Here is a 26807-nt window from a genome sequence, read left to right on the forward strand (position 1 = left end):
TCCCCACTAACCTGGCCGCCGTGAGTGTCTCCCGTCTGTGTTCCCGAGCGGCCTGCCCGCACAGCGCGTCGGCGACTCTGACCTACGTCTACTCCGACTCCACGGTCGTCCTCGGTCCGCTCGCCACCTACGCGGAGCCGCACGCCTACGACCTGTGCGACGACCACGCCGACCGGCTGACCGTCCCGCGCGGCTGGGAGGTCGTCCGGCTCGACCGGGGCGCGCCCGCCCCGAGCTCGCACGACGACCTTGTGGCGCTCGCCGAGGTCGTCCGTCGCCGCCCCGACGACGCCCGCCGACCGGCGCCGGTCTCCCGGGAGGACGAGGAGTCCAGCGGGGTGCGCGAGGAGGGTCGCCGCGGGCACCTCCGGGTCCTGCGGGACCCCAGCTGACCCGGCAACTACCCTTGAGCGCGTGCAGGTCGACCTCTCTCCCTTCGTCAAGGCCTATGACGTCCGTGGGCTCGTCCCGGACCAGCTCGACGCGGACGTCGTCCGTGCGCTCGGGGCTGCCTTCGCGCAGGTGGTGGCCGAGGCCGAGGGCGCTCCGTCGGTCGTCGTGGGCCACGACATGCGTCCCTCGTCGCCGGAGCTCGTCTCGGCCCTGACCGAGGGGATCACCTCCCGGGGCGTCGACGTCGTGCGGATCGGGCTGGCGAGCACCGACGGTCTCTATTTCGCCAGCGGCCTCCTCGGGGCTCCTGGTGCGATGTTTACCGCCAGCCACAACCCGGCGCAGTACAACGGCATCAAGTTCTGCCGGGCCGGTGCGCGTCCGGTCGGTCAGGACTCGGGTCTGAGTCGGATCAGAGAGATCGCCGAGGCTCACCTCGAGCGGGGCGGCGCAGGCGAAGGGGGTGAGCCCGGCTCGGTCAGCGACCGGGACCTCACGGGCGAGTACGCGCGTTTCATGCGCGAGCTGGTCGACCTCAGGGCGAGCCGGCCCCTGCGGGTCGTCGTCGACGCCGCGAACGGCATGGCCGGACTGACCGTGCCCGCAGTACTGGGCGCCGCGGGTGGGCTGGAGCCGCTGCCGCTCGAGATCGACGAGATGTACTTCGAGCTCGACGGCACCTTCCCCAACCACGAGGCGAACCCGCTCGACCCGAAGAACCTCGTCGACCTCCAGGCCCGCGTGCGGGAGACCGGAGCCGACATCGGCATCGCCTTCGACGGCGACGCCGACCGGTGCTTCGTCGTCGACGAGCGCGGCGAGCCGGTCAGCGCCAGCGCAATCACCGCAATGATCGCCACCCGTGAGATCGCCCGCGAGGTCGAGCGTGGGCGGGAGCCGGCGCAGGTGCGGATCGTGCACAACGCGATCACCTCCGCCGCGGTGCCCGAGATCGTGGCCGAGGCCGGTGCCACCCCGGTGCGGACCCGTGTCGGTCACTCCTTCGTCAAGGCGGTCATGAGCGAGAGCGACGCCGTCTTCGGCGGTGAGCACTCCGCGCACTACTACTTCCGCGACTTCTGGTTCGCCGACACCGGCATGCTGGCAGCCATGCATGTGCTCGCCGCGCTGGGGGAGGGCGAGGCGCCCCTGTCGCAGGTCATGGCGCCCTACGACCGGTACGCCGCGAGCGGCGAGATCAACTCGACCGTCGACGACGCCGCCGGCGTGACCGCCCGCGTCCGGGAGTGGGCCACCGGCCGGTACCCGGACGCGGTCGTCGACGAGCTGGACGGCATGACGATCACCCACCGCCCGGACGCCGGACCGATGTGGTGGTTCAACCTCCGGCCGAGCAACACCGAGCCGCTGCTGCGGCTCAACGTCGAGGCGGCCGATGCTGAGACGATGGAACAGGTCCGTGACGCCGTCCTCGCGCAGGTGCGCGGCTGAGGGACCGGGTGGCCCGGCCGACGAAGGGGTGAGCTCTCACCCCTTCGCCCGTGACGAAGGAGAGACAAAGATGAGCACAGCGATCGAGCCGTGGCTGCGGGAGATCCTCCGCTGCCCGGCGTGCCGGGCGACCCTGCGCGACGATGAGGGCCCCGCCGGCCCGGAGCTGGTCTGCACGAGCGAGCAGTGTGCCCTGGCCTATCGCGTCGACGACGGCATCCCCGTGCTCCTCGTCGACGAAGCCCGCCCGACCCGTTAGGAGCACCGGCGCCCGTGCCTCATCACGACATCGTCATCATCGGGTCCGGCTCCGGCAACTCCCTCGTCACCGAGGAGCTCGCCGACCGGGACATCGCCGTCATCGAGGGCGGACCGCACTTCGGCGGGACCTGCCTGAACGTCGGGTGCATCCCGACGAAGATGTTCGTCCTGCCCGCCGACCGAGCCGTCGAGGCCCGGAGCAACGCCCGCCTCGGCATCGACACCCGCTTCGAGGGGGCCGACTGGCCGGCGATCCGCGACCGGATCTTCGGGCGGATCGACCCGATCGCGGCTGACGGCGAGCGCTACCGGCGCGAGGGGGAGGAGACCACCCTCTACCGCGGGCACGCCCGGTTCACCGGCCCCCGGACGCTGGTCGTCGACGTCGACGGGGAGCAGGTGGAGGTCACCGCCGACACCATCGTCGTCGCCGCCGGTGCCCACGCGGTCATCCCGCCCGTCATCGCCGAGTCCGGGGTGCGCTTCCACACCTCCGACACGATCATGCGCCTGCCGGACCTGCCCGCCCGGCTGCTCGTCGTCGGCGGCGGCTTCATCGCCGCAGAGATGTCTCACGTCTTCGCCGGGCTGGGCAGCGAGGTCACGGTCGTCGTCCGTGACTCCCGGATGCTCACGAGCAACGAAGGGCTGGTCAGCGAGCTCTTCACCGAGGCCGCGGCCCGCCAGTGGGACCTTCGGACCCGGGCCGAGGTCACCTCCCTTCGCCAGGACGAAGGGGGGATCACGGCCATGCTGAGCGACGGCTCGCAGGTGCGGGCCGACGAGGTCCTCGTCGCCACCGGCCGCGCGCCGAGCACGCCCGGCCTGGACTGCGACCGGGCCGGGATCGAGGTCGGCGACGACGGGAGCGTCGTCGTCGACGAGTTCGGGCGGACGAGCGCCGAGGGGGTCTGGGCGCTGGGCGACGTGAGCTCGCCGTACATGCTCAAGCATGTCGCCAACCACGAGGCCCGAGTGGTCGCCCACAACCTCGCGCACCCGGAGGACCTGCTCCCGTTCGATCACGACGCCGTGCCGGCAGCGGTCTTCAGCCACCCGCAGATCGCGAGCGTGGGCCTGACGAGCGAGCAGGCCAGGGCTGCCGGTCACGACGTGTGCACCCACGTCCAGGAGTACGGCTCGACGGCCTACGGTTGGGCGATGGAGGACACCTCCAGTCGGTGCGTCCTCGTCGGCGACCGCTCCACCTCGAGCCTGCTCGGTGCCCACCTCATTGGCCCGGAGGCCTCGGTGCTCATCCAGCCGCTCATCCAGGCGATGGCTCTGGGCACGCCGCTGGTCGACGTCGCCCGCGGCCAGTACTGGATCCACCCCGCGCTGACCGAGGTGGTGGAGAACGCGCTCCTCGGTCTGCTGGAGCACATGAGGGTCGCCGAGACGGTCACCGAGAGCACGGGCACCCCGGGCTGACCGCAGGGCCGGCCGTCTGCCGGTAACCTGCACCCGTGCCTGCTGACCTCTTCGCCTCTGCTGTGAGGGTCCGCTCGTGAGCGGCGGTCTCTTCGCGCTTCTCGACGACATCGCCGCGATGGCCCGCCTCGCGGCCGCGAGCGTCGACGACGTCGCCGCCGCTGCCGGACGTGCGAGCGCGAAGTCGGCAGGCGTCGTCGTCGACGACACCGCGGTCACCCCGCAGTACCTCGAGGGGGTCGACCCCAGCCGCGAGCTGCCGATGATCAAGAAGATCGCGATCGGGAGCATCCGCAACAAGCTGATCTTCATCCTGCCCGCGGCGCTGCTGCTCAGCCAGTTCGTGCCCGGGCTGATCAGCCCCATCCTCATGCTCGGCGGCTCCTACCTGTGCTTCGAGGGTGCGGAGAAGATCTGGGGCAAGATCTCCGGGCACGACGAGGGGCACGCCGAGCCGGTCGCGTCGAAGGGGGATGCATCGGCCCAGGAGGACGAGGTGACCTCCAACGCGATCCGCACCGACTTCATCCTCTCGGCCGAGATCATGATCATCGCGCTCAAGGAGGTCGCCGACGAGGGTTTCGTCTCGCGCGCGGTCATCCTCGCCGTGGTCGCGGTGCTCATCACCCTGGCCGTCTACGGGGTGGTCGCGCTCATCGTGAAGATGGACGACGTCGGGCTGCACCTCGCCCAGAAAGAGTTGACCGAGACGCTCGGTCAGGGGATGGTCAAGGCGATGCCGAAGGTGCTCGCCGCCATCGGCGTCATCGGCACCGTCGCGATGCTCTGGGTCGGTGGGCACATCATCCTCGTCGGCCTCGAGGAGACCCATTGGCTGCCGCAGCCCTACGAGTGGGTGCACCACCTCGAGGAGCAGGTCGCCGGGGCCACCGGTGCGCTCGGCGGGGTGCTGGGCTGGCTGACCAACACCTTCTTCTCCTTCCTCCTTGGCCTCGCCTGGGGCGCCGTCCTCGTCGCGATCTGGCACGTCCTCCCCTTCGGCAAGGACAAGCACGGGGTGAGCGCCGAGGCCAGGGCCGAGGGTGCGAGCTCGCACTGACCGACCTGACCCTCCTCTAGACTGGTCCGCGGCCGGTGCCGGTGATGACCGAGGAGACCCAGACGGGGCGCGCCGGGCCCACCGAACCGACTCAGGAGAACCACCCTTGTCTTTCGACTTCAAGGTCGCCGACCTCAGCCTGGCCGCCACCGGCCGGCACCAGATCCGTCTCGCCGAGCACGAGATGCCGGGCCTGATGAGCCTGCGTGAGGAGTTCGGGGAGAGCCAGCCGCTCGCCGGCGCGAAGATCGCCGGCTCGCTGCACATGACCGTGCAGACCGCGGTCCTCATCGAGACCCTCGTCGCCCTCGGCGCGCAGGTGCGCTGGGCGAGCTGCAACATCTTCTCCACCCAGGACGAGGCCGCCGCGGCCGTCGTGGTCGGCTCCGGCACCGAGGAGGACCCCAAGGGGGTCCCGGTCTTCGCCTGGAAGGGCGAGAGCCTGCAGGAGTACTGGGACTGCACGGAGCAGATCCTCACCTGGCCCGCCGAGGACGGCGAGCAGGGTCCGAACATGATCCTCGACGACGGCGGCGATGCGACGATGCTCGTGCTCAAGGGGCGCGAGTGGGAGCAGGCCGGCCAGGTCCCGCCGGACAGCGAGGACGACTCCGAGGAGTTCGGTGTCTTCAAGGCGCTCGTGCGCCGGAGGATGGAGGCCGACCCGCAGAAGTGGACCACGATCAGCGAGCGGATCAAGGGGGTCACCGAGGAGACCACCACCGGGGTGCACCGCCTCTACCAGCTCGCCGAGGCCGGTGAGCTGATCTTCCCCGCGATCAACGTCAACGACTCGGTGACCAAGTCCAAGTTCGACAACAAGTACGGCTGCCGGCACAGCCTGGTCGATGGGCTCAACCGGGCCACCGACGTCCTCATCGGCGGCAAGGTGGCCGTGGTCTGTGGCTACGGCGACGTCGGCAAGGGTTGCGCCGAGTCGCTGCGCGGCCAGGGTGCCCGCGTGGTCGTCACCGAGGTCGACCCGATCTGCGCGCTGCAGGCGGCGATGGAGGGCTACCAGGTGGCGCGGCTGGAGTCCGTGGTCGACGAGGGCGACATCTTCGTCACGACCACCGGGTGCTTCGACGTCATCACCGCCGAGCACATGGCGCGGATGAAGGACAAGGCGATCGTGGCCAACATCGGTCACTTCGACAACGAGCTCGACATGGCCGGTCTCGCCCGCACGGAGGGCGTGATCAAGACCGAGATCAAGCCGCAGGTGCACGAGTGGACCTTCCCGAACGGCCGCTCGATCATCGTCCTGTCCGAGGGGCGGCTGATGAACCTCGGCAACGCGACCGGCCACCCGAGCTTCGTCATGAGCAACTCCTTCGCCAACCAGACGATCGCCCAGATCGAGCTCTTCACCAAGACCGGTGACTACGAGAACGCCGTCTACACCCTGCCCAAGCACCTCGACGAGAAGGTCGCCCGACTGCACCTGGACGCTCTCGGCGTCGAGCTGACCGAGCTGACCAAGGCCCAGGCCGAGTACCTCGGCGTCGATGTCGCGGGCCCGTACAAGCCGGAGCACTACCGCTACTGAGGATCAGGCGGGACGACCTCCGGACGCACCGGTCACGGGGCGGGCTGCCATGGGTGGCCCGCCCCTTGTGCGACGATGACCAGGATCGACACCGCCTGAACCGCGAGGAGAGAAGACCCGTGAACGGACGTGTCCTCGTCGTCGACGACGACCAGGCTCTCGCCGAGATGCTCGGGATCGTCCTGCAGAAGGAGGGTCTCGAGGTCAGTCACGTCGCTGACGGCAGCCAGGCGGTGGAGACCTTCCGCGAGGTCCGCCCCGACCTGGTCCTCCTCGACGTCATGCTGCCGGGGATGGATGGGATCGAGATCTGCCGCCGGATCCGCCAGGAGTCGGTCGTCCCCATCGTTATGCTCACCGCGCGCACCGACACGGTCGACGTCGTCGTCGGTCTGGAGTCCGGTGCCGACGACTACGTCGTCAAGCCGTTCAAGCCCCAGGAGCTCATCGCCCGGCTCCGGGCTCGCCTCCGGCGCGGTGACGACCCCGAGCCGGAGCGTCTCGAGATCGGCGACCTCGTCATCGACGTGGCCGGGCACTCCGTCAAGCGCGGGGACGAGGCGCTCTCGCTCACCCCGCTGGAGTTCGACCTGCTCGTCGCCCTGGCCCGCAAGCCCTGGCAGGTCTTCTCCCGCGAGGTGCTGCTCGAGCAGGTGTGGGGCTACCGTCACGCGGGGGACACCCGGCTGGTCAACGTCCATGTCCAGCGCCTCCGGAGCAAGATCGAGCTGGACCCGGAGAACCCGCAGGTCGTCGTGACCGTGCGCGGTGTCGGGTACAAGGCGGGTCCGGCCTGACATGAGCGCCCCGCCGGACGCCTCCGGCTCGGTGCGCAGCTCGTGGCGGTCGCGGCCGGCCCAGCTGGTGACCCGGCTCGCTCAGCTGTGGCGGCGGTCCTTGCAGCTCAGGGTCGTGAGCATGGCCCTGCTGCTCGGCCTGATCACCGTCTCCATCATCAGCATCGCGATGTACCGCTCCATCGCTGACGGACTGGTCCAGGATCGCGTCGAGATCGCGACCATCCAGTCGCGCCAGCTGACCAACCGGGCCCAGGAGACCCTCGACCAGACCGACCAGACCGAGAACATCTCCCAGATCAGCGCGGTCGTCCAGGACACCGTCAACACCACGCTCAAGCCTCCGTCGAACGACCGGTCGCGGTATGTCCTCCTTGCCCGGTCCCAGTCCAGTCCCGAGCCGCTGCCGCCCCTGGAGGTGACCACCGCCTTCGACGGGGTGACGCTCAGCCAGATCCCCAACGAGCTACGTCAGGCGGTGGCCGCCGATCCGGCGAAGCAGCAGGTGGCGACGATCGACCTGCAGCGCAACGAGAACTCCGGCGGCACCGAGTCGGCTCTCAGCAGTGCCGAAGAGGTGCCCGCCGTGGTCGTGGGATCGCAGATCACGGTGCCGTCCGCGGGCGCCTACGACGTCTACCTCATCTATCCCATGGACCAGGAGGAGCGCACCCTCGACACGATCTCCCGGTCCTTCCTCCTCGGTGCCCTCTCGCTCGTGCTCCTCGTCGCTGCCGTCGCCTACGTCGTCACCCGCCAGGTCGTCGCACCGGTGCGCCGAGCCGCCGCGGTCGCCGAGCGGCTCTCCTCCGGGCACCTCAACGAGCGGATGTCCGCGCGCGGCGAGGACGACCTCGCCCAGCTGGGTCAGTCCTTCAACGACATGGCCGACAGCCTGCAAGCACAGATCCGCCAGCTCGAGGGCCTCTCGCGGGTGCAGCAGCGCTTCGTCTCCGACGTGTCGCACGAGCTGCGCACACCGCTGACGACGATCACCATGGCCTCGGACGTCCTCATGTCCTCCCGGCACGAGATGGACCCGGTGACCGCCCGCTCCGCCGAGCTGCTCAGCACCGAGATCGACCGGTTCGAGGCGCTCCTGAGCGACCTGCTGGAGATCAGCCGGCACGACGCCGGCGCCGCCGTGCTCGACCTCGAGGCGACCGACCTCGGACCCATCGTGGACCAGGTGGTGGCTGCGACCGCGCCGCTCGCCGCGGCGCGGGGCTCGGACGTGCGGGTCGTCCGGGCCACCCCGACAGCGGTGGCCGAGGTCGACGCCCGCCGGATCGAGCGGATCCTGCGCAATCTCGTCGTCAACGCGGTGGAGCACGGCGAGGGTGAGCCGGTCGTGGTCCACGTCGGGCAGAACGAGCACTCCGTATCTGTCCTCGTCGAGGACCGTGGGGTAGGCCTGCGACCGGGCGAGGCGAGCCTGGTCTTCAACCGCTTCTGGAGGGCCGATCCCGCCCGTGCACGCAACACCGGTGGGACCGGCCTCGGGCTGGCGATCTCCTTGGAGGACGCCCGGCTGCACAACGGCTGGCTGCAGGCGTGGGGGGAGCCGGGGGTCGGGTCGCGCTTCCGCCTGACCCTGCCGAGGTCGGCGGGCGGGCGGATATCGACCGCAGCCCTGCCGCTGACTCCCACAGAGATGCTGGACGACCCCGGATCGGCTGAGGGGCCCCACCGCCCCGCGCTGCGGGGAGAGCCGTGACGGCCCGCAGTGGGGGCGGCCAGGTGGGCCGTCGCGAGGTGCTGCTCACCGGTGCCGGCCTGGTGGCGCTGAGCGCGTGCGGTCTGCCCGTCGACGACGTCGTCACGCCGGGTCTGGACGTCGACGCACCTCCGGAAGAGGTCCAGCCGATCGTCCCGGAGGGACCGCGGCCCGGGATGACCGCCGACGAGGTGGTCCGCGGCTTCCTGCGCGCCGGCGCGGCGACCGGGGCCGGCCTCTCGGTCGCACGCAGCTTCCTCACCGACGACGCCAGCCGCGCCTGGCGCCCGGACGAGCGGCAGACGCTCGTGCAGGGCTCGGGCGACCTGACCCTGCGCCGCGACGGTGACGGGTACCGGCTGGAGGCTCCCGTCGCGGCGCGGATCGACCCGTCCGGCCGGTTCTCCCTGTCGCCTGCGGACGAGGACGCGACCGTGATCGTGGGCGTCGAGAGCGAAGGGGGCGAGCCTCGGATCTCCGCCCTGCCGGACGACTTCGGACGCCTCCTGCCACCGCATCTCGTGGCGGCGATGTACCAGCCGTACGCGGTTCACTACACCGCGACCGGGTCCAACCGGCTGGTGCCGGACCTGCGGTGGATCCCTGCGGACCAGCAGGCGACCCGCCTCATCCGGGCCCAGCTCGCGGAGGTCCCGGAGTACCTGCGCGGCGCGGTCCGGACCGACGAGCGGGCCGAGCTGACGGTCGACGCCGTACCCGTCGTCGACGGGGTGGCCCAGGTCGACCTCAAGGCGGGGCTGTCCTCGGACACCACGACCCGCACCGTCTTCGCGGCCCAGGTCGTCGAGACCCTCATGCAGCTGCCCCAGGTGACCCAGGTGGTGCTCACCGTCACCGGGACGACACTCGACATCCCGGGGGTAGACCCACCGCTGCGCAGCGCGGCCCAGCTCGGCTTCGTCTCGACCGAGCCGGGCGGCGCCCAGTCCGCGGTCGTCAGGGACGGCCAGCGGGTCGTGCCCGTCCCGGAGCGAGAGCTGGCCTTCCTGTCCCAGGACGACCTGAGCGAGCGGGGCACCCCCTTCGCCGAGGTGCCGAAGGCCTGGTCCGCGCTCGCGGTCACCGAGGACGGCAAGGAGGTCGCGGGCGTGCGCACGAGCGGGACCGAGCTCGTCCGGTGGCGCGACGACGGGTCGTCCATCCCCGTCCCGCAGTTCGCCGACGCGCTGACCAAGGCTGCGTACGACTCCTCCGGGGTGCTCTGGATCGGGGGGCGCGACCTGGTCTCGGGCGAGGGTCAGCTCTGGGCGATCAACACCGCGGTGCCGCCGGACGACCCGGCGGCCCGACCCGCGCTGGTCCCCGTCTCCTGGCTGGGCCGCGACCCGGTGCGCGCGGTGGCGATCAGCCCGGAGCGGGCCCGGGTCGCCGTCGTCGCCGGGACCAGCAAGAAGGCCGCGATCTACGTCAGCGGAGTGGTCCGAGCCCCCAACGGTCTGCCGGAGGGGACATCCACCGGTGCCCTGCCGGTGGGCGGCAGCCTGGTGCGCGTGCGAGACGTCGCGTGGATCTCCGCGACGGCGCTGGCGGTCCTGGGGCAGCGGGAGTCCGACGCCGAGCTGCGCCCCTTCGTGGTCGAGGTCGGCGGTCAGGTGAGCTCGCTGCTGCCCGTGGCCGACGCGCGCTGGGTGATGACCACCGGGGGCGAGCGCGACCTGCTCGTGGTGCGTGGCGAGAAGTCGGCGATGACGCGGACCGGGGCCAGCTGGCGGCCCCTGCCCTTCGAGGGCGCCGTCTTCGTCCCGGGGGCCTGAGCTTCTCCACAGGCCGGGTCCGGAGCACAGGCGGTCCACATCCCGACCCGTCGACGTGACTGCTCGGCCACGGCCGATCCAGGCTGAGCCGGTGGGAAGGACGGTGCAGGCTGTGGTCGACCTGGTCCTGCCTGCCTCCTGTGCGGGGTGCTCGAGGAGCGGTTCGGCTCTCTGCCCCGAGTGCGCGGCGAGGTGCCGGCCCGCCCCGCGCCGCGTGGTCCCGCACCCCGCCCCACCGCACTGGCCGCCGTGCTGGGCCGGCGGTAGCTACGAGACGGCGGCCGCAGCGGTCCTGCGGGCATACAAGGACGGAGACCGCCGGGACGTGCGGCCCGTCCTCGCGGGCCTGCTGGGCTCCGCCCTGGACGCCCTGCTCATCGACCACCCAGAGCTTGCCGAAGGGGCCGTCCGAGGTGAGCTCGTCGTCGTGCCCGTCCCGTCCTCGGCCGCCGCCCGGCGACGCCGCGGAGACGACCCGGCGCGCGCCCTCGCGGCGAGCGCACTGCTGGGGCTGGCGAAGGGGGAGGCCCGCCTCGTCGACGTGCGGCTGGGGCGCCGGGTGGCGGACCAGGCAGCCCTGGACCGGTCCGGGCGGTTGGCGAACCTCGCCGGCGCGATGCGGGTCGACCCCAGGCGCGCGGCGGTCGTCCGGGACGCTCGGTGCGTCGTCCTCGACGATGTCGTGACCTCGGGCAGCACGATCACGGAAGCGGCGCGTGCCCTGAGGAGTGCCGGAGCGCGATCAGTCGCCGCCGCGACCGCGCTCGCGACCCCATACGGTCTGCGCTCGGTGTCCTCGGGCGATCTGCGGCTACCCCGCCCGCGACCCTGGGTGGGGGAGTAGCGTGGCTGCATGAGCCCCCGAGTCCGCGGACATCACGCGACACGGGGGCTCGACGCGTCTCGGCGGGCCGTCGCCTGCCACGACGACGCGCCCTCGCCGGGCCCAGGTCACGCCCCGGCGACGAGGAGGTGTCTGACGCACTCGACGGCCTAGCGCGCCGCTCATCCCACCACATCAGCACTTCAGGAGGATCGATGGAGATCGTCGTCACCGGACGCCACGTCAACGTCTCTGACCGCTTGCGCGAGTACGTCTCGGAGAAGCTGGACAAGGTCACCGTGCTCGAGCCACGGGTGCAGCGGGTCGAGGTCCTGGTCAGTCATGAGACCAACCCTCGGCAGGCGAAGACCTCTGAGCGGGTCGAGATCACCTGCAGGTCGAAGGGACCGGTCATCCGCGCCGAGGCGCGGCACGACGACCGACAGTCGGCGGTCGACCTGGCCGTAGACAAGCTGATGGAGCGGCTGCGCCGAGCGCACGACAAGCGCAAGGTCCACCGCGGCCGCAAGTCGCCGGTCTCGGTTGCCGAGGCGACGGCCTCGCTGGCCCAGGCCGACGAGAGCACCGTGCCGGTCAGCGCTACTGCCGAGGACGCGCCGGACCTCTTCGGCGCAGTCGGAAACTCGCCGATCGAGGTGCGCGAGAAGGTGCACAGCAGCGAGCCGATGACGCTCGAGGACGCGCTGCGCGAGATGGAGCTCGTCGGCCACGACTTCTACCTCTTCCACGACCGGGACACCGACCGGCCGAGCGTGGTCTACCGCAGGCGCGGCTGGTCCTACGGTGTGATCCACCTCGAGACCGAGCCGATCGGGGCGACCGGAACCGGCGCCTGAGCAGCGACCGCGGGCGTGGTCGTGGCGCCGGCCCGACCACGACCCGGGTCGGGGCAGACGAGGACCGCGCGGTAGCGCCGTCCGTGGCCCTGGTCTCGCGCTCGATCGTGATGCGGCTCGGCATGAGGGCAGTTCTGGAGGCGTCTGGAGCACGGGTCGTCGCCGAGGTCGGCTCGGCGCGCGGAGTCGCCGAGCTGCCACCCGGCTCGGTCGACGTCGTCCTCGCAGACCGCGAGTCGCTGCAGCGGTGGGACGGCGAGGTCCTCGGCGCGCTCACCCAGCTGCCCTCACGTCCTGCAGTGGTGGTGCTCGGGCATGACCCCCGAGCGGCCGCAGATGCCAGCGGCATCGTGAGTGTCCGGCGAGAGTGCGAGCCCGAGGAGCTGATGTCGGTGGTGCGACGTCAGCTGGACCCGGCCGACCGTTCTCCCGAGTGCGCGGAGCCGGGCCCCGTGCGAGACCGGAAGCACGAGGACTCGGAGCACCGGTTGGGTCTGCTGACGGCACGCGAGCTCGAGGTGCTGTCCCTGCTGGCGCGGGGGATGAGCAACGCCGAGATCGCGCAGCGGATGGCTATCGCTGAGAACACGGTGAAGAACCACGTCCGTGGGGTGCTCTCGAAGCTCGAGCTGCCCACCCGCCTCGCCGCCGCCACCTTCGCCCTTCGCCGCTGGAGCCCCGAGCCGCCCTCGACCGCGGGAGAGCAGGCGCCATGACCGCCACCACGCCGCGACTCCGCGCGGCCGCGGCGCGACGGATCGCGATCGCGGCGCAAGGACTGGCCCGCCCACGTCCCGGACGGGACGTCGGCACCCGGGACCTCCTACGGGTGCTGGACACGGTCGGGCTGGTCCAGGTCGACAGCGTCAACGTCCTCGCGCGCAGCCATTACCTGCCCTTCTTCTCCCGGCTCGGACCGTATGACACCGGCCTGCTCGACCGCCTCCGAGACCGCTCCCCACGGCGCATGGTCGAGTACTGGGCGCACGAGGCAAGCCTCATGCCGCCCTCGACCTGGCCGCTCATGGAGCACCCGCGCATGCGGCGCGCGGTCGACGGCTCGTGGGGAGGGATGCAGCGCGTCGCCCGCGATCACCCACAGCTCGTGCGCACCGTCCTCGCCGAGGTCGAGTCGGGTCCGCCCCGCACCGCCCGCCAGCTCGAGGTCGCCCTCGAGCACGAACGAGCCGAGCGCGGTGCCGACTGGGGCTGGAACTGGTCGCTGGTCAAGCTCGCACTCGAGCATCTCTTCTGGGCCGGACGCATCGCCTCCGCAGGGAGGACCGCCCAGTTCGAGCGGCGGTACGCCCCCGTGGGCCGCGTCGCACCCCCTTCGCTGCGCGAGGTCTGGACCGACCGATCCCGGTGGCCGGAACCGGAGCAGGCCTACGACGAGCTCGCGCGGATCGCGACCCGGGCGATGGGAGTCGCGAGCGCGGCAGACGTGGCCGACTACTTCCGCACCCGACGGGACCAGACCGGCCCGGCACTGGACCGGCTCACCAGGGCCGGAGAGCTCGAGATCGTCACGGTCGAGGGCTGGCGCGATCCCGGCTACCTCTACCGGGGCGCCCGCAGGCCTCGCGCGGTGGATGCGGCGGCGCTGCTCTCCCCCTTCGACTCAATGGTGTGGTGCCGGCCCCGGATCGAGCGGCTCTTCGACTTCCGCTACCGGATCGAGATCTACACCCCCTCCGCCAAACGGGTCCACGGCTACTACGTCCTGCCCTTCCTCCTCGGCGACCGGCTGGTCGGCCGGGTCGACCTCAAGGCGGACCGTGGGGCCGGGGTGCTCCGGGTCCAGCAGCTGACGTGGGAGCCGGGCCGGGGGGGCGCGAGCGACCGGACCGCGCTCGAGGCCGAGCTGCACGACATGGCGCGGTGGCTCGCCCTCGCGGCGGTCGCCGGACGGCCTCGTCAGGACTCGTCGACAAGCTCCCAGTAGAGAGCGTCGGCGTACGAACCGTCGGGCAGCCGGTCGACCGAGTGCTCGCGGCCCCAGACGACGAATCCCGCTCGCCGGAGCACGGTGTTGCTTGCCTCGTTGTCCGCGGCGGTCTCCGCGACGAGGCGGCGTATGCCCAGCCCTCCGTCGTCGACCCGGCGCACAGCGTAAGAGACCGCGAGGCGCGCAGCCTCGGTAGCGACCCCACGTCCGCGGGCGCTCGGCGTGAGCTGGTACCCGATCTCGGCGACGTCGCTGCTGTCCAGCGTCCCATTGCGGACGAAGACGTCGAGGTCGCCGAGCGCCCGGTCGCTCTCGCGGTCGGCGATGCACCAGTCGACGACGGCGCCCGAGGCGACCGCGCTGCGTCGCCGCTCCAGCCAGGCCGGGAAGTCGGCCGACGTCATCGACGGCCCGGTCGAGGGGATCCAGTGCGCGGGGTCGTCGCGTGGTTCGAGACCCTCCCCGTCGTCGTCGCGCCACGGCCGCAGCCGGACCTGCTCGCCCTCGAGGACGGGCGCCACCACCCACGGAGTTCGCGGCTCCATCGGCTGATCCGGCAGCAGCGATGCGCACCAGGCGTCCTCGCTCCGGCCGTCCCGGCCAGCGATGCGCTGGGGCAGCGTGCCGTGCCAGGTCATCCCGACCCTCCACGCCACCCGCCACGAGGCCCAGTTGCCGACGCCCGCGTACCAGTACAGGCTCGGGGCACCCTCCTCGAATGCCCATGCCGCCGCCAGCCGGAGCGCCGCGGTCATGACACCGCGCCCACGCGCGGCCGGGTGGGTGGCGAAGCCGACCTCCCACGACGCGGTACCCCTTCGCCTCACGTCGAGCAGACCGGCGAAGGGGACCGGGTCACCGCCGTCAGCCGGGTTCGCCAGCTCGAGGGCGAAGACGGCGTCGCCACCCTCCTCCCACCCACGCCGGATGACGTCGAGGTACTCACGAGCATCGTCGAGGCTGTAGGGGGAGGGGACGGTCGTCCACAGCACCGTCTCTGGGTCGGTGCTCTGCTCCACGGAGGCGGGCAGATCCGCCTCGGTCATGGCGCGCAGGACGACGGTGCCGTCGGTCAGGCGGGGGACGACGTCGGGGTAGTGGGTCACGTAGCTCACCTTCGGGCACTCCCGGTCGTCGCGGCAACCGAGTTGTTCGCCGTGGCCAGCTCCCTCCCTTCGCCGGCGGTCCGTTGGGCTCGCTCAGCGGGAAGGACTAACCTGACGCGCAGTCCATCGGGCACGGGTCAGGTCCCCGCTCCCCGTGCCGTCGTCAGGAGAGATGCATCCGTGAAGATCGTCGAGAAGCTGCTGCGCGCCGGCGAGGGCCGAATCATCAAGCGGCTCGAGGGTATCGCCGCCCAGGTGAACGCCGTCGAGGAGGACTTCGAGAAGCTCACCGACGAGGAGCTGCGGGCCGAGACCGACTCCTTCCGCGAGCGGCTGAGCAAGGGCGAGACCCTCGAGGACATCCTCCCCGAGGCCTTCGCCGCGGTCCGGGAGGCGTCCCGGCGCACGATCGGCAAGCGGCACTTCGACGTCCAGATCATGGGCGGGGCGGCGCTGCACCTCGGCAACGTCGCCGAGATGAAGACCGGTGAGGGCAAGACGCTCGTCGCGACCCTCCCGAGCTACCTCAACGCTCTCGAGGGCAAGGGCGTGCACGTCATCACGGTCAACGACTACCTTGCCGAGTACCAGGCCGAGCTCATGGGCCGCGTGCACCGAGCCCTCGGGCTGGAGACCGGCTGCATCCTCGCGAACATGACCCCGGAGCAGCGGCGCGCCGAGTACGCCAAGGACATCACCTACGGGACGAACAACGAGTTCGGCTTCGACTACCTGCGCGACAACATGGCCTGGAGCACCGATGATCTGGTCCAGCGCGGGCACAACTTCTGCATCGTCGACGAGGTCGACTCGATCCTCATCGACGAGGCGCGGACCCCGCTCATCATCTCCGGCCCGGCCGACCAGCCGACGAAGTGGTACACCGAGTTCGCCAAGCTCGTCACCCGCCTGGAGAAGGGGACCCCCGCCGACCAGCTGCGCGGGATCGCCGCGACCGGGGACTACGAGGTCGACGAGAAGAAGCGCACCGTCGGCGTGCTCGAGCCAGGGATCGAGAAGATCGAGGACGCCCTGGGCATCGACAACCTCTACGAGAGCGTGAACACCCCGCTCATCGGCTATCTCAACAACGCGATCAAGGCCAAGGAGCTCTTCCATCGCGACAAGGACTACGTCGTCATGGACGGCGAGGTCCTCATCGTCGACGAGCACACCGGTCGCATCCTCAAGGGCCGCCGCTACAACGAGGGGATGCACCAGGCGATCGAGGCCAAGGAAGGGGTGGAGATCAAGAACGAGAACCAGACCCTGGCCACGATCACCTTGCAGAACTACTTCCGTCTCTACGACACGCTCTCCGGCATGACCGGTACCGCGCAGACCGAGGCGGCCGAGCTGAACTCGATCTACGGCCTGGGCGTCGTGCCGATCCGCACGAACCGGCCGATGATCCGCATGGACCAGGCCGACCTGGTGTACCGGACCGAGGCGGCGAAGTTCCGCGCGGTCGTCGACGACATCGCTGAGCGCCACCGTAAGGGGCAGCCGGTGCTGGTCGGCACGACGAGCGTGGAGAAGAGCGAGTACCTCTCCGCGGAGCTGCGCAAGAGCGGGGTCAAGCACGAGGTGCTCAACGCCAAGCACCACGAGCGGGAGGCCGCGATCGTCGCCGAGGCGGGACGCAAGGGCGCGGTCACCGTGGCCACGAACATGGCCGGTCGAGGGACCGACATCATGCTCGGCGGCAACCCCGAGTTTCGCGCCGTCGCCGAGCTGCGCCGGCGGGGTCTGGACCCCGAGGAGACGCCGGAGGAGTACGAGCAGGCGTGGGACGAGGCGCTCGCCCAGGCGGAGAAGGAGGTGCAGGCCGAGCACGAGGAGGTCACCGAGCTCGGCGGGCTCTACGTCCTGGGCACCGAGCGTCACGAGTCGCGTCGCATCGACAACCAGCTGCGCGGACGGTCCGGGCGTCAGGGCGACCCGGGTGAGTCGCGCTTCTACCTCTCCCTCGAGGACTCGCTCATGCGGCTCTTCAACGCCGGCTTCGTCGACCGGGTGATGGCCACCGCCAAGCTCGACGACGACACCCCGATCGAGGGCAAGCTGCTCAGCCGCTCGATCGAGTCGGCGCAGAGCCAGCTCGAGGGGCAGAACTTCGAGACCCGCAAGAACGTGCTCAAGTACGACGACGTGCTCAACCGCCAGCGCACCGTCGTCTACGACGAGCGCCGCCGCGTGCTCGAGGGGGAGGACCTCGAGGAGCAGGTCCGCCACTTCATGACCGATGTCGTGGGCGGTTACGTCGCCGCGGAGACCTCAGCCGGCTTCAGCGAGGACTGGGACCTGGACCGTCTCTTCACCGCGCTTGGAAGCGTGTACCCGATGGGCCTGACCAAGGACGCGCTCATCGAAGAGGCCGGCGGTCGGGCCAAGCTGAGCGCGGACAACCTCCGCGAAGAGGTGGTCACCGACATCCACGAGGCTTATGACCGCCGCGAGCAGGAGCTGACCGAGCCGGTGGCCCGGCAGCTGGAGCGTCGGGTGGTGCTCTCGGTGCTGGACCGCAAGTGGCGTGAGCACCTCTACGAGATGGACTACCTCAAGGAGGGCATCGGCCTGCGCGCCATGGCCCAGCGCGATCCGCTCGTGGAGTACCAGCGCGAGGGCTTCCAGCTCTTCGAGGCGATGAACGACGCGATCAAGGAAGAGAGCGTGGGCTACCTCTTCAACGCCGAGGTCGAGGTCGACCGCGCCCCCGCCTCGGCGACGACCCCGAAGACGGTCGACGAGCTCCTCGGGCAGGGTGGTGCAGGCCAGGCCGGCGAGTCCTCGGATGAGGCGACGATCCGGGCCAAGGGTCTCGAGGACGAGCCGCGCGAGCGGAGCCTGCACTACTCGGCGCCGTCCGAGACCGGAGAGGTCGAGGAGCACGACGAAGGGGGAGCCGGCGGCGGCTCACGCGCCCAGCGGCGAGCCGCGAAGAAGGCCCGCAAGAAAGCGGCCAAGAAGCAGCGCTGACCGCGCCTGTCGCGGGGCGGGTCAGCCGATCTGCAGCGCGGTGACCACCCACCGTCCGTCCCGGCCCTCGAGGCGAAGGGCGAGGGCCCTGACCCGCTGGCCGTCGAGGAGCACCAGGCTGGCCTCGGCGACGTCCTCTCGGGGCAGGCTCACCTGGCTGGTCCGGACCTGGACCCGTCGTGCGGTGTCCGAGCCGCCCCGGTGGACCCGGGTCGCGCGCCGACTCTGCGCAGCGGCTCGTCGGGCCACGGCGGTGTAGACCTCCGGAGAGGTCCACCGCAGCACCTGGGTCGCCGTACGAGACCCTCGCATCACCTCGACGAGCGCCTGGCCGACGTGGGCTGCCCACCGAGCGGCGTCCGGGAGCTGCTCGGCGCAGGTGGGTTGGGGGCCGAAGATGTCCTCGTTCGAGGCGGCGGCGAAGTCGACGGCGAGGAGGTCCTGGACGTACGGCGATCCAAGCGGTGGTGCGATCGCGTGCTGAGCGCTGGTCGGCAGCGGCACGCCGGCCGGTCGGGGAGAGGGTGCGGGCGCGATGTGGATGGGTGGGGTCGATGCGGAGAGGGCGTGGGACGCCAGGGCAAGGGCTGTCATCGTGCTCAGCTCCCGATCCGCGTGTTCGGCGCGTGCAGCGTCGTGCCGGGAAGGATGAGGTCGGGGTCGGCACCGATCGTCGACCGGTTCGCCGCGTGCCATCGAGGAACCTCGGCGGCGATGGTGCTCGTCGTGGCCGCACCACCGAGGTGTCGGGCGACGATGTCCCACAGGCAGTCACCCCGCCGGACCACGTAGCCCTCGTCCTCGTCGGCCGCCGGGCCAGCGGACCGTGGCGCGCCGATGACGTCGGGCGCGGGCTGGGCGGGGCGCGGTCGGTGCGGTACCCATCCCGGGTCGGGGTCGGGTCCGACCGGTCGGGCCTCCTCCCCGGCTGACTCGGCGGTGGCTTCTACGCTCTCGGTGGCGGACTCGGCGAACCCCGGATCGGGTGCCGAGCTCGGGAGCGGCCGCCAGTCGGGCGAGGTGGTCTGCGCCGTCGTCGCGACTGTCGTGGCGGCCGCCGCGACCGAGGCCCCGGGCAGGACCGCGGTGCCGGCGCCCAGGCCGATCGACATCGCCAGCGCCCGACGTAGCAGGGCGGGCGTGACGGCCGCGGACGCCCGCTGGCCCGCGCGGCCGACCGCCCCCGGGACGAGGGCGAGCAGGTGGAGCAGGGTGGCCAGGGTGAACCAGCCCGCGAGGACGGTGCCGAGCAGCGCCGCAGTGACCAGCAGAGCCGTGGCGGGGTCGGAGCGGTCACCGCCCAGCGAGCGTGCTGCAGCGGCGCCGAGCCCGCCGGTGGCGAGGCAGCCCAGCGCAGCGGTCACGGCCAGGGCCCGGCCCCCCGCGCGGTCCGACGAGGGGTGACCGGTCAGGTCGGCGGTGCGGCTCATCTGATCTCCTCCACGATCACTGCACAGAGCGTCATCAACTGCTGAACAGAATCAAACAGCATCAAATGGCATCAAGCAACCGCAAGCGTGAGTCGTAGAGTGCCGCCATGCGGTGGGACAAGCTCTTCGACGACCTTGAGGCTCAGCTCGCGGCCGAGTCCCGCCTCGAGCTCGACGCCGAGGTCGCCGACCGCACCCGCGCCGAGCGCGCGAAGGTCACCCTCGTCGAGCGGCTCGTCGGCAGCCTGGGGTCCTCGGTCGAGGTGCAGCTGCTCGGCGGGCAGCGGGCCGGCGGGTCGGTCGCCGATGTCGGCCGCGACTGGCTCGTGCTCGAGGGAGCAAGCGGCCCCACCCTCGTGCCCACGGGGGCGCTGGTGGCCGTGCACGGCGTGGCTCGTCGACCCAGGAGCGACGCCAGCGCGCGCCGGCTCGGTCTGGGATACGCGCTGCGCGGGGTCAGCCGAGACCGGCGGCCCGTGCACGTGCTCGACACCGGCGGGGGACGGACGTCGGGGACGATCGACGGGGTCGGCGCCGACTGGCTCGACCTCAGCGAGCACGCGGTGGACGAGCCCCGACGAACCGCCAACGTCCGCGCGAGCCGGACCATCCCCTTCGCATCGGTCGCTGCGGTCGTCTCGGCCGTGCACTAGCCGCGCGACCCGCCCGCGGGCTACTCCTGCTGCTGACCGGCGACGAACGCGCGGGTCTGGGAGTACATCCGCTCGATGTAGGAGTCCAGCTCGCTCATCTCGACGCGCCACTGGCCCCGGCCGCCGACCTTGATCGCCGGCAGCTCACCGCTGCGCACCAGGGCATAGGCCTGGGCGGAGGAGATGTCGAGGATCTCGGATACCTCGGAGAGGGGGATGAATCGTCTGCTGGTCATGGTCCTCGTTCTTCGGGCGTCGGTGACCCCATCGTGCCAGGGCGGGCACACCTGGGCGGCGCTCCACCACCACCGTTGTGGATAACTCGACCTGCACATCCGGTCCTCTTGGGTGATGATGTGGCCGACCACGAAGCGGGACGACCAAGGGGGAACCACCGTGAGCACCGAACTGCCCAAGCCGACCGCGCGGCGCCTCAGTGCCCCGAGCTGGAAGGACAGCCGCCTGCTCATCGGCGTCCTCCTCGTGCTGGCCTCGGTGGTGGTCGGCGCCCTGGCGATCGGTGCGGCGGACGACCGGGTCGGGGTCTGGGCGGCGAAGGGGGAGCTGGTGCCCGGTGACCCGGTGGGCACCGAAGACCTCGTCCGGGTCGAGGTCCAGCTCGGGGAGCAGGCGGGGGAGTACCTCGCCTCGGAGCAGGAGATCCCGCAGGGGGCGACGGTGGACCGACTGGTCGTCGGGGGTGAGCTCGTCCCGCGGTCGGCGCTGGTCGACCCCGGTGAGCTCGAGGTGCGGTCGGTCCCGGTGCATGTCGACCCCATCTACCTCTCGACGCTGACGAAGGGGAGCCGGGTCAGCGTGTACGCCGCCGAGCCCATGTCCGCCGACGCGGAGCAGGCCGGTGAGCCTGCCCGGTACGAGAAGGTCATCGAGCAGGTTACGGTGGCGCAGATCCCCGGCGACGAAGGGGGGCTGATGAGCTCGGCGACCGAGGCGGCGGTCGTGCTCCTCGTCCCCGAGGGCGAGGAGTCGCGACTGCTGTCGCTGGACCGCAAGGACCGGCCGATCAAGCTGGTCGCCGACGGTGGGAGCCTGCAGCAGGGCGGGGAGTGAGCATGGACCTCCTCGTCGCGGTCGGACACTCCTGGGAGGCCCGGCTCGTCGAGAGACTGAGCTCGGTGCCAGGGGTCGTCGTCTCTCGTCGGTGCGTCGACCTCGCCGAGCTGCTCTCGGCCGTCGCCGCGGGGCACGGTGATGTCGCGGTGGTCTCGGGTGACCTGCGCGGGCTTGACCGGGAGTCCGTGGCGCAGGTGGCCCGGCACGGGGTCCGGGTCGTCGGGGCGTCGCCGGACGGGAGCGAGGCGCGCGAGCGTGAGCTGCGCCAACTCGGCGTGGCCGGTGTGCTCCACCCCGCCCTCGAGACCGACGAGATCGCGCGACGCCTCAGTGAAGAAGACCCTGACGGGATTGCCGGGCTGGCCCTCTCCGGCGACGACGAGCGGCCAGACCTGTCCGGGAGCGGGCCGGTGCGCGCGATGCGTGGTCCCTCCGTGGCCTCCGCCGGCGCCCGAGCAGGTGAAGGAGCCGCAGAGCGGGGTGACCTCTCGCAGACGCCCGAGGTCGAGCAGCCGCGAGTTGTCGCCGTGTGGGGTCCGACCGGGGCCCCGGGCCGGACCACCGTGGCGGTCAACGTCGCCAGTGAGCTGGCCCGCCTGGGTCGCAGCACCCTGCTCGTGGATCTCGACACCTACGGCGCGTCGGTCGCCCAGTTCCTCTCGGTACTTGACGAGTCGCCCGGCGTCGCCGCCGCGGCCCGGGCCTCGGAGCTCGGCACGCTTGACCTCGCCGCCCTGGCCCGCCTGGCGCCGGAGGCCGCACCCGGTCTGCGGGTACTGTCCGGAATCGTCAGCGCGCAACGGTGGCCAGAGCTACGCCCAGCCGCGATCGAGCACGTCATCGACCTCTCCCGTGGTCTGGCGGACGTCGTCGTCCTCGACCTTGGCTTCTCGGTCGAGGACGACGAGGAGCTCAGCTACGACACCGACGCGCCGCGACGCAACGCCACGACCCTGACCGGCCTGGCGCAGGCGGACGACCTCGTGGTCGTCGGCGCCGCCGACCCGATCGGCCTGCAGCGGCTCGTGCGCGCGCTGCAGTCTCTCCCCTCGGTGCCGTCGCCACCGCCGCGCACCGTGGTCAACCGGGTGCGCGCCGCCTCCGTCGGGCCAGATCCGGGTCGACGGATCGCGGAGTCCCTGCAGCGGTTCGCCGGGGTGGAGGCGCTCCACCTCGTGCCCGACGACCCGGCCGCCTGTGACGCCGCACTGCTCCAGGGCAGGACCCTCGCCGAGTGCGCCCCCAGCAGCTCCGCCCGGGACGCGCTCCGGACGCTGGCCGCTGATCTCGTCGGGGTCGAGACACGTCGTCAGGACGGCTCGAGGCGCCGCCGCCGACGCGGTTGATCTCGCGGCGCCGCCGGAGGCGGCACCCGCGAACCGGGCTCACCACCTTCGCCGCTCTGACACCATGGTCGACGTGACTCACCGTCTCTCTGCTCTCGACTCGTCCTTCCTGTACCTGGAGGACGACAACCTCCCGCTGCACGTCGGGACGGTGATGATCTTCGAACCCCCGGCGGACGGCTTCGACTACGACCAGCTCGTCGAGCTCATCGCCGAGCGGATCGTCAGCTCCCCGCGATATCGCCAGCGCGTCCAGTCGGTGCCGGCGCGCCTGGCGAACCCGGTCTGGGTCGACGACGACGCCTTCGACGTGAGCTACCACGTCCGCCGCGCCGCCCTGCCACGTCCGGGTGACGAGGAGCAGCTCGAGGAGTTCGTCGCTCGCATCACCTCAAGACCGTTGGACCGGGGGCGACCGCTCTGGGAGGTCTACTTCGTCGAAGGGCTGAGCAAGGGGCGCTTCGCGATCGTGACCAAGGCGCACCAGGCGCTCGTCGACGGCATCAACGCGGTCGACATCTCGCACATGCTCCTCGACACCTCAGGGGGTGACGATGGCGGGCTGGGCGACGCGGCTGACCGACCCCCGTACCAGCCCAGCTCCCTTCGCCTCGTCGCCGACGCGATGGTCGACGCGGTGCGCACCCCCACGATGGTGGTCGACAACCTGCGCGGCGGTGCCTACGACCTCGCCGCGGCGAGCCGCAAGGCCTTCGGCCTCGTCAGCGGCGTCCTCGCCACCCTGGCCCAGGTCGGGGTCAAGCCGGCCCCCGACTCACCGCTGCAGGTCACGGTGGGGGCGGCGCGACGGTTCGACATGGTCCGCACCGACCTGCGGGCCTACCGCACCATCCGCACCAAGCTGACCCGCGGCCGCTACGTCGAGGACGTGACGATCAACGACGTCGTCCTGGCGACGATCGCCGGCGCGCTGCGGACCTGGCTGCAGTCCCGCGGCGAGCACCTCTCGTCGGCCTCGGTGATCAGGGCGATGGTCCCGGTCAGCGTGTACGACGACACCGGCGATCACCAGTCCGGCGCCCGGGTCACCGCCTGCTTCGTCGACCTGCCGGTCGGGGAGCCCAACCCCTCGATGCGCCTGCACCAGATCGCCTTCTCCATGCGCCAGCAGATGGAGACCACGCAGGCGGTCGACGCCGCCTCGCTGTCGAGCATCGGCGGCTTCGCGCCACCGACGCTGCACTCCCTCGGCTCTCGCACCGGGGCGGCGATGACGCGGCGGCTGTTCAACCTCGCGATCACCAACGTCCCCGGCCCGCAGCAGCCGCTCTACGCCGGCGAAGCCCGACTGCTCTCGACCTACCCCGTCATGCCGCTGACGCGCAAGCAGGCGCTCGCGATCGGCTTGACCTCCTACGACGGTCAGGTCTACCTCGGGCTGAACGCGGACCGCGACGCGATGACCGACCTGCACGTGCTGGCCGATGCGATCCACGAGGCGCTGGCCGAGCTCGGGCAGAGCAAGCGGACGCGGAGCTCGCGATGAGCCCTCGGGTCTACCTCCCCCTCGTCCTCTCCGACCTCCCCGAGGTGGCCCGGACCAAGGAGGTGAGCGGTGAGCGCGCCTACGCGGTCACCGAGTCCGCCCGCTCGGCCTCGCCGGGGCCGGACGAGGAGGAGCTGGAGTTCGACGCGATGTGCTCGGCGCTCGACGCGGCGACTGGTCGACGGCAGGCGAAGGGGGAGCGCCGGGTCGTCGTCTCGGCCGACGTCCCCGAGGTCGCGGACCCAGGCTCCGGCGGCGGTCTGGTGCGCCTTGCCGCTCCCGTCCCCCTGTCGCGCGTGGTCTCCTTCCACGTGGAGGAGGCCGAAGGGGCGAGCGAGGGCGAGGGGTATGACGACCTGCTCTGGTACGACGTGAGCGAGCTCTCCGATCTGACCAGCTGAGCCCTGCGGCCCGCGTCCAGGATGCGGACCGGGGGTCCACCAGGTGGACGCTGCGGCGTACCGTCGGCAGGGACGACCTCGGGTGTCATCCGCGGCCACCCCGTGAGCTCACCCCCTTCGCCCCACCATCCCCGGGGCGACGTCGTCGGACAGACCTGCTGCCGGGCGACGGCCCCATGGACCGTCCCGGCGATCGACCGAGGAGCCCTCGATGAACGACGACACCGTGGACACCCGTCGCGCCCTCCAGGAGAGCCTGGACCGCCGCGACGCCTGAGTCACTCCGCTCCGCCGCAGCCGTCTCGCTCCGCCGTGGCGGCTGCGGCGCGTGACGCCCCTCCGACATCTGCAGACCTAGGGTGGTGACATGCCACAGCTTCGATCGAGGACCACGACTCACGGACGCAACATGGCCGGAGCCCGCGCGCTGTGGCGGGCAACGGGCATGGGCGAGGGCGACTTCGGCAAGCCGATCGTCGCGATCGCCAACTCCTTCACCCAGTTCGTGCCCGGCCACGTCCACCTCAAGGACATGGGCCAGCTCGTCGCCGGCGCGGTCGAGGAGGCCGGGGGAGTGGGCAAGGAGTTCAACACCATCGCCGTCGACGACGGCATCGCGATGGGCCACGCCGGCATGCTGTACAGCCTGCCCAGCCGTGAGGTCATCGCCGATGCCGTCGAGTACATGGTCCAGGCGCACTGCGCCGACGCGCTCGTGTGCATCTCCAACTGCGACAAGATCACGCCGGGGATGCTCCTCGCGGCGCTGCGGCTGAACATCCCGACCGTCTTCGTCTCCGGCGGGCCGATGGAGGCCGGCAAGGCGCAGATCGGCGGGGACGGCACGGTGACCACCCGGCTGGACCTCGTCGACGCGATGATCAAGTCGGTCGACGACTCGGTCTCGGACGAGGAGATCACCGCGATCGAGCAGTCCGCCTGCCCGACCTGCGGGTCCTGCTCGGGGATGTTCACGGCCAACTCGATGAACTGCCTGACCGAGGCGCTCGGGCTCTCCCTCCCCGGCAACGGCTCGACGCTGGCGACCGCCGCCGCCCGTCGTGAGCTCTTCCTCGACGCCGGCCGGCTCGTGGTCGACCTGTGCCGCGACTACTACGACGGCGACGACGAGTCGGTGCTGCCGCGCTCGATCGCCGGCAAGCCCGCCTTCGCCAACGCGATGCGCCTCGACATCGCGATGGGTGGGTCGACCAACACGATCCTGCACCTGCTCGCCGCGGCGCAGGAGGCCGGCGTCGACTTCGACCAGCACGACATCGACGCGCTCTCGCGGGAGACCCCGTGCCTGGTCAAGGTCGCGCCGAACAGCGGCGACTACTACATGGAGGACGTCCACCGCGCGGGTGGCATCGCCGCCATCCTCGGCGAGCTGAACCGTGGCGGGATGCTTCAGACCGGGGTGCGTGCCGTGCACAGCCCAACGCTGGAGCAGTGGCTCAGCGACTGGGACATCCGCTCCGGCGCCGCCACCGACAAGGCGCTCGAGCTCTTCCACGCCGCGCCGGGCGGGGTGCGGACCACCGAGGCCTTCAGCTCGAGCAACCGCTGGGCCAGCTTGGACACTGACGCCGAGTCGGGCTGCATCCGCTCGGTCGAGCACGCCTACACCGTCGAGGGCGGTCTGGCGGTCCTCCACGGCAACCTCGCTCCCGACGGCTGCATCGTCAAGACCGCTGGCGTGCCCGAGCACCAGTGGAGCTTCTCCGGGCCGGCGAAGGTTGCCGAGTCCCAGGAGGACGCGGTCTCGATGATCCTCACCGGCGCGATCCAGGAGGGGGACGTCGTCGTCGTGCGCTACGAGGGGCCCAAGGGCGGGCCGGGCATGCAGGAGATGCTCTACCCGACGAGCTATCTCAAGGGTGTGGGCCTGGGACCGAAGTGCGCGCTCATCACCGACGGCCGCTTCTCCGGTGGCTCCTCGGGTCTGTCGGTCGGGCACGTCTCACCCGAGGCGGCTTCCGGTGGGGCGATCGGGCTGGTCCGGGACGGTGACGTCATCGAGCTGGACATCCCCAGTCGGCGGGTCCAGCTCCTCGTCGACGACGAGGAGCTCGCGGCGCGACGGTCCGAGCAGGACGCGAAGGGGTGGACCCCGGTCGACCGCGACCGTCCCGTCTCCGCGGCGCTGAAGATCTTCGCCCGCTTCGCCCAGTCGGCCGACAAGGGCGCGGCCCGCAAGGTGGACTAGATCGGCAGGATCGTGCCGTTTCGGTACGCCTGAGTGCTA

The 26807-nt window shown here is 71.3% G+C and carries 24 protein-coding genes; 20 read left to right on the forward strand and 4 right to left on the reverse strand.

Going from position 1 to position 26807, the window contains the following annotated elements:
* Positions 1 to 20 precede the first annotated feature (20 nt).
* From FB557_RS08165 to FB557_RS08225, 13 genes are all read left to right on the forward strand, one after another.
* A complete protein-coding gene (locus tag FB557_RS08165; protein ID WP_144856129.1) occupies positions 21 to 392 on the forward strand; it encodes a DUF3499 domain-containing protein in 372 nt (123 codons plus the stop codon).
* 22 nt (positions 393 to 414) lie between these two features.
* Positions 415 to 1845, forward strand: a complete 1431-nt coding sequence (locus FB557_RS08170; RefSeq protein ID WP_144856127.1) for a phosphomannomutase/phosphoglucomutase — start codon at positions 415 to 417, stop codon at positions 1843 to 1845.
* A gap of 70 nt (positions 1846 to 1915) precedes the next feature.
* A complete protein-coding gene (locus FB557_RS08175) occupies positions 1916 to 2104 on the forward strand; it encodes a Trm112 family protein (protein WP_144856125.1) in 189 nt (62 codons plus the stop codon).
* A 14-nt stretch (positions 2105 to 2118) separates the two neighbouring features.
* Positions 2119 to 3537: a mycothione reductase gene (locus tag FB557_RS08180; RefSeq protein WP_144856123.1), complete on the forward strand. Its 1419-nt coding sequence runs from the start codon at positions 2119 to 2121 to the stop codon at positions 3535 to 3537.
* Between the two features lie 76 nt (positions 3538 to 3613).
* Positions 3614 to 4597, forward strand: coding sequence for a DUF808 domain-containing protein (locus FB557_RS08185; RefSeq protein ID WP_144856121.1), 984 nt, complete (start codon positions 3614 to 3616; stop codon positions 4595 to 4597).
* A 106-nt stretch (positions 4598 to 4703) separates the two neighbouring features.
* Complete coding sequence (ahcY, locus tag FB557_RS08190) at positions 4704 to 6146, forward strand: adenosylhomocysteinase (protein WP_144856119.1); 1443 nt, start codon at positions 4704 to 4706, stop codon at positions 6144 to 6146.
* 119 nt (positions 6147 to 6265) lie between these two features.
* Positions 6266 to 6943, forward strand: coding sequence for an MtrAB system response regulator MtrA (gene mtrA / locus FB557_RS08195; protein ID WP_144857144.1), 678 nt, complete (start codon positions 6266 to 6268; stop codon positions 6941 to 6943).
* A 1-nt stretch (position 6944) separates the two neighbouring features.
* On the forward strand, positions 6945 to 8660 hold the full coding sequence (mtrB, locus tag FB557_RS08200) for an MtrAB system histidine kinase MtrB (RefSeq protein WP_144857145.1): 1716 nt from the start codon (positions 6945 to 6947) through the stop codon (positions 8658 to 8660).
* On the forward strand, positions 8657 to 10435 hold the full coding sequence (locus FB557_RS08205) for an LpqB family beta-propeller domain-containing protein (RefSeq protein ID WP_144857146.1): 1779 nt from the start codon (positions 8657 to 8659) through the stop codon (positions 10433 to 10435). Before mtrB ends, FB557_RS08205 begins: the two co-directional genes overlap by 4 nt.
* A 214-nt stretch (positions 10436 to 10649) precedes the next feature.
* On the forward strand, positions 10650 to 11279 hold the full coding sequence (locus FB557_RS08210; protein ID WP_170236245.1) for a ComF family protein: 630 nt from the start codon (positions 10650 to 10652) through the stop codon (positions 11277 to 11279).
* A 194-nt stretch (positions 11280 to 11473) separates the two neighbouring features.
* Positions 11474 to 12115: a ribosome hibernation-promoting factor, HPF/YfiA family gene (gene hpf, locus FB557_RS08215; RefSeq protein ID WP_144857148.1), complete on the forward strand. Its 642-nt coding sequence runs from the start codon at positions 11474 to 11476 to the stop codon at positions 12113 to 12115.
* Between the two features lie 122 nt (positions 12116 to 12237).
* Positions 12238 to 12831 carry a response regulator transcription factor gene (locus tag FB557_RS08220; protein WP_170236246.1) on the forward strand — a complete coding sequence of 198 codons (594 nt, stop codon included), beginning with the start codon at positions 12238 to 12240 and terminating at the stop codon, positions 12829 to 12831.
* Positions 12828 to 14060, forward strand: a complete 1233-nt coding sequence (locus tag FB557_RS08225) for a winged helix-turn-helix domain-containing protein (RefSeq protein ID WP_144857150.1) — start codon at positions 12828 to 12830, stop codon at positions 14058 to 14060. Before FB557_RS08220 ends, FB557_RS08225 begins: the two co-directional genes overlap by 4 nt.
* Here FB557_RS08225 and FB557_RS08230 read toward each other — a convergent pair.
* Positions 14033 to 15169 (reverse strand): GNAT family N-acetyltransferase, encoded by a 1137-nt coding sequence (locus tag FB557_RS08230; RefSeq protein WP_246074600.1) that lies wholly within the window; start codon positions 15167 to 15169, stop codon positions 14033 to 14035. The genes FB557_RS08225 and FB557_RS08230 overlap by 28 nt on opposite strands.
* 180 nt (positions 15170 to 15349) lie before the next feature.
* On the opposite strand from FB557_RS08230, the gene secA reads away from it, so the two are divergent.
* Entirely contained in the window at positions 15350 to 18148 is a 2799-nt protein-coding gene (gene secA / locus FB557_RS08235; protein WP_144857151.1) for a preprotein translocase subunit SecA, read from the forward strand.
* Positions 18149 to 18169: 21 nt separating this feature from the next.
* On the opposite strand, the gene FB557_RS08240 is transcribed toward secA, so the two are convergent.
* Positions 18170 to 18742, reverse strand: coding sequence for an Rv3235 family protein (locus FB557_RS08240; protein ID WP_144857152.1), 573 nt, complete (start codon positions 18740 to 18742; stop codon positions 18170 to 18172).
* A 5-nt stretch (positions 18743 to 18747) separates the two neighbouring features.
* On the reverse strand, positions 18748 to 19578 hold the full coding sequence (locus tag FB557_RS14345; RefSeq protein WP_211356526.1) for a LysM peptidoglycan-binding domain-containing protein: 831 nt from the start codon (positions 19576 to 19578) through the stop codon (positions 18748 to 18750).
* A gap of 107 nt (positions 19579 to 19685) precedes the next feature.
* Between FB557_RS14345 and FB557_RS08250 the strand changes: the two genes are divergently transcribed.
* Complete coding sequence (locus FB557_RS08250) at positions 19686 to 20231, forward strand: hypothetical protein (protein WP_144857153.1); 546 nt, start codon at positions 19686 to 19688, stop codon at positions 20229 to 20231.
* A gap of 20 nt (positions 20232 to 20251) precedes the next feature.
* Here FB557_RS08250 and FB557_RS08255 read toward each other — a convergent pair whose 3' ends face one another.
* Complete coding sequence (locus tag FB557_RS08255) at positions 20252 to 20467, reverse strand: helix-turn-helix domain-containing protein (protein WP_144857154.1); 216 nt, start codon at positions 20465 to 20467, stop codon at positions 20252 to 20254.
* 160 nt (positions 20468 to 20627) lie between these two features.
* Between FB557_RS08255 and FB557_RS08260 the strand changes: the two genes are divergently transcribed.
* The 5 genes from FB557_RS08260 to ilvD all read left to right on the forward strand — a co-directional run bounded on the left by FB557_RS08260 (position 20628) and on the right by ilvD (position 26768).
* A complete protein-coding gene (locus FB557_RS08260; RefSeq protein ID WP_144857155.1) occupies positions 20628 to 21302 on the forward strand; it encodes a hypothetical protein in 675 nt (224 codons plus the stop codon).
* Positions 21303 to 21304: 2 nt separating this feature from the next.
* Entirely contained in the window at positions 21305 to 22651 is a 1347-nt protein-coding gene (locus tag FB557_RS08265) for a CpaE/TadZ family protein (RefSeq protein WP_211356527.1), read from the forward strand.
* A gap of 73 nt (positions 22652 to 22724) precedes the next feature.
* Positions 22725 to 24158, forward strand: coding sequence for a WS/DGAT/MGAT family O-acyltransferase (locus tag FB557_RS08270; protein ID WP_144857157.1), 1434 nt, complete (start codon positions 22725 to 22727; stop codon positions 24156 to 24158).
* Complete coding sequence (locus FB557_RS08275) at positions 24155 to 24559, forward strand: DUF6912 family protein (RefSeq protein ID WP_144857158.1); 405 nt, start codon at positions 24155 to 24157, stop codon at positions 24557 to 24559. Before FB557_RS08270 ends, FB557_RS08275 begins: the two co-directional genes overlap by 4 nt.
* Before the next feature lie 367 nt (positions 24560 to 24926).
* Positions 24927 to 26768, forward strand: coding sequence for a dihydroxy-acid dehydratase (ilvD, locus tag FB557_RS08280; protein ID WP_144857159.1), 1842 nt, complete (start codon positions 24927 to 24929; stop codon positions 26766 to 26768).
* The last annotated feature ends 39 nt before the right edge of the window (positions 26769 to 26807 follow it).

This window comes from Marihabitans asiaticum, from assembly GCF_007828725.1.
Lineage (GTDB): Bacteria > Actinomycetota > Actinomycetes > Actinomycetales > Dermatophilaceae > Marihabitans > Marihabitans asiaticum.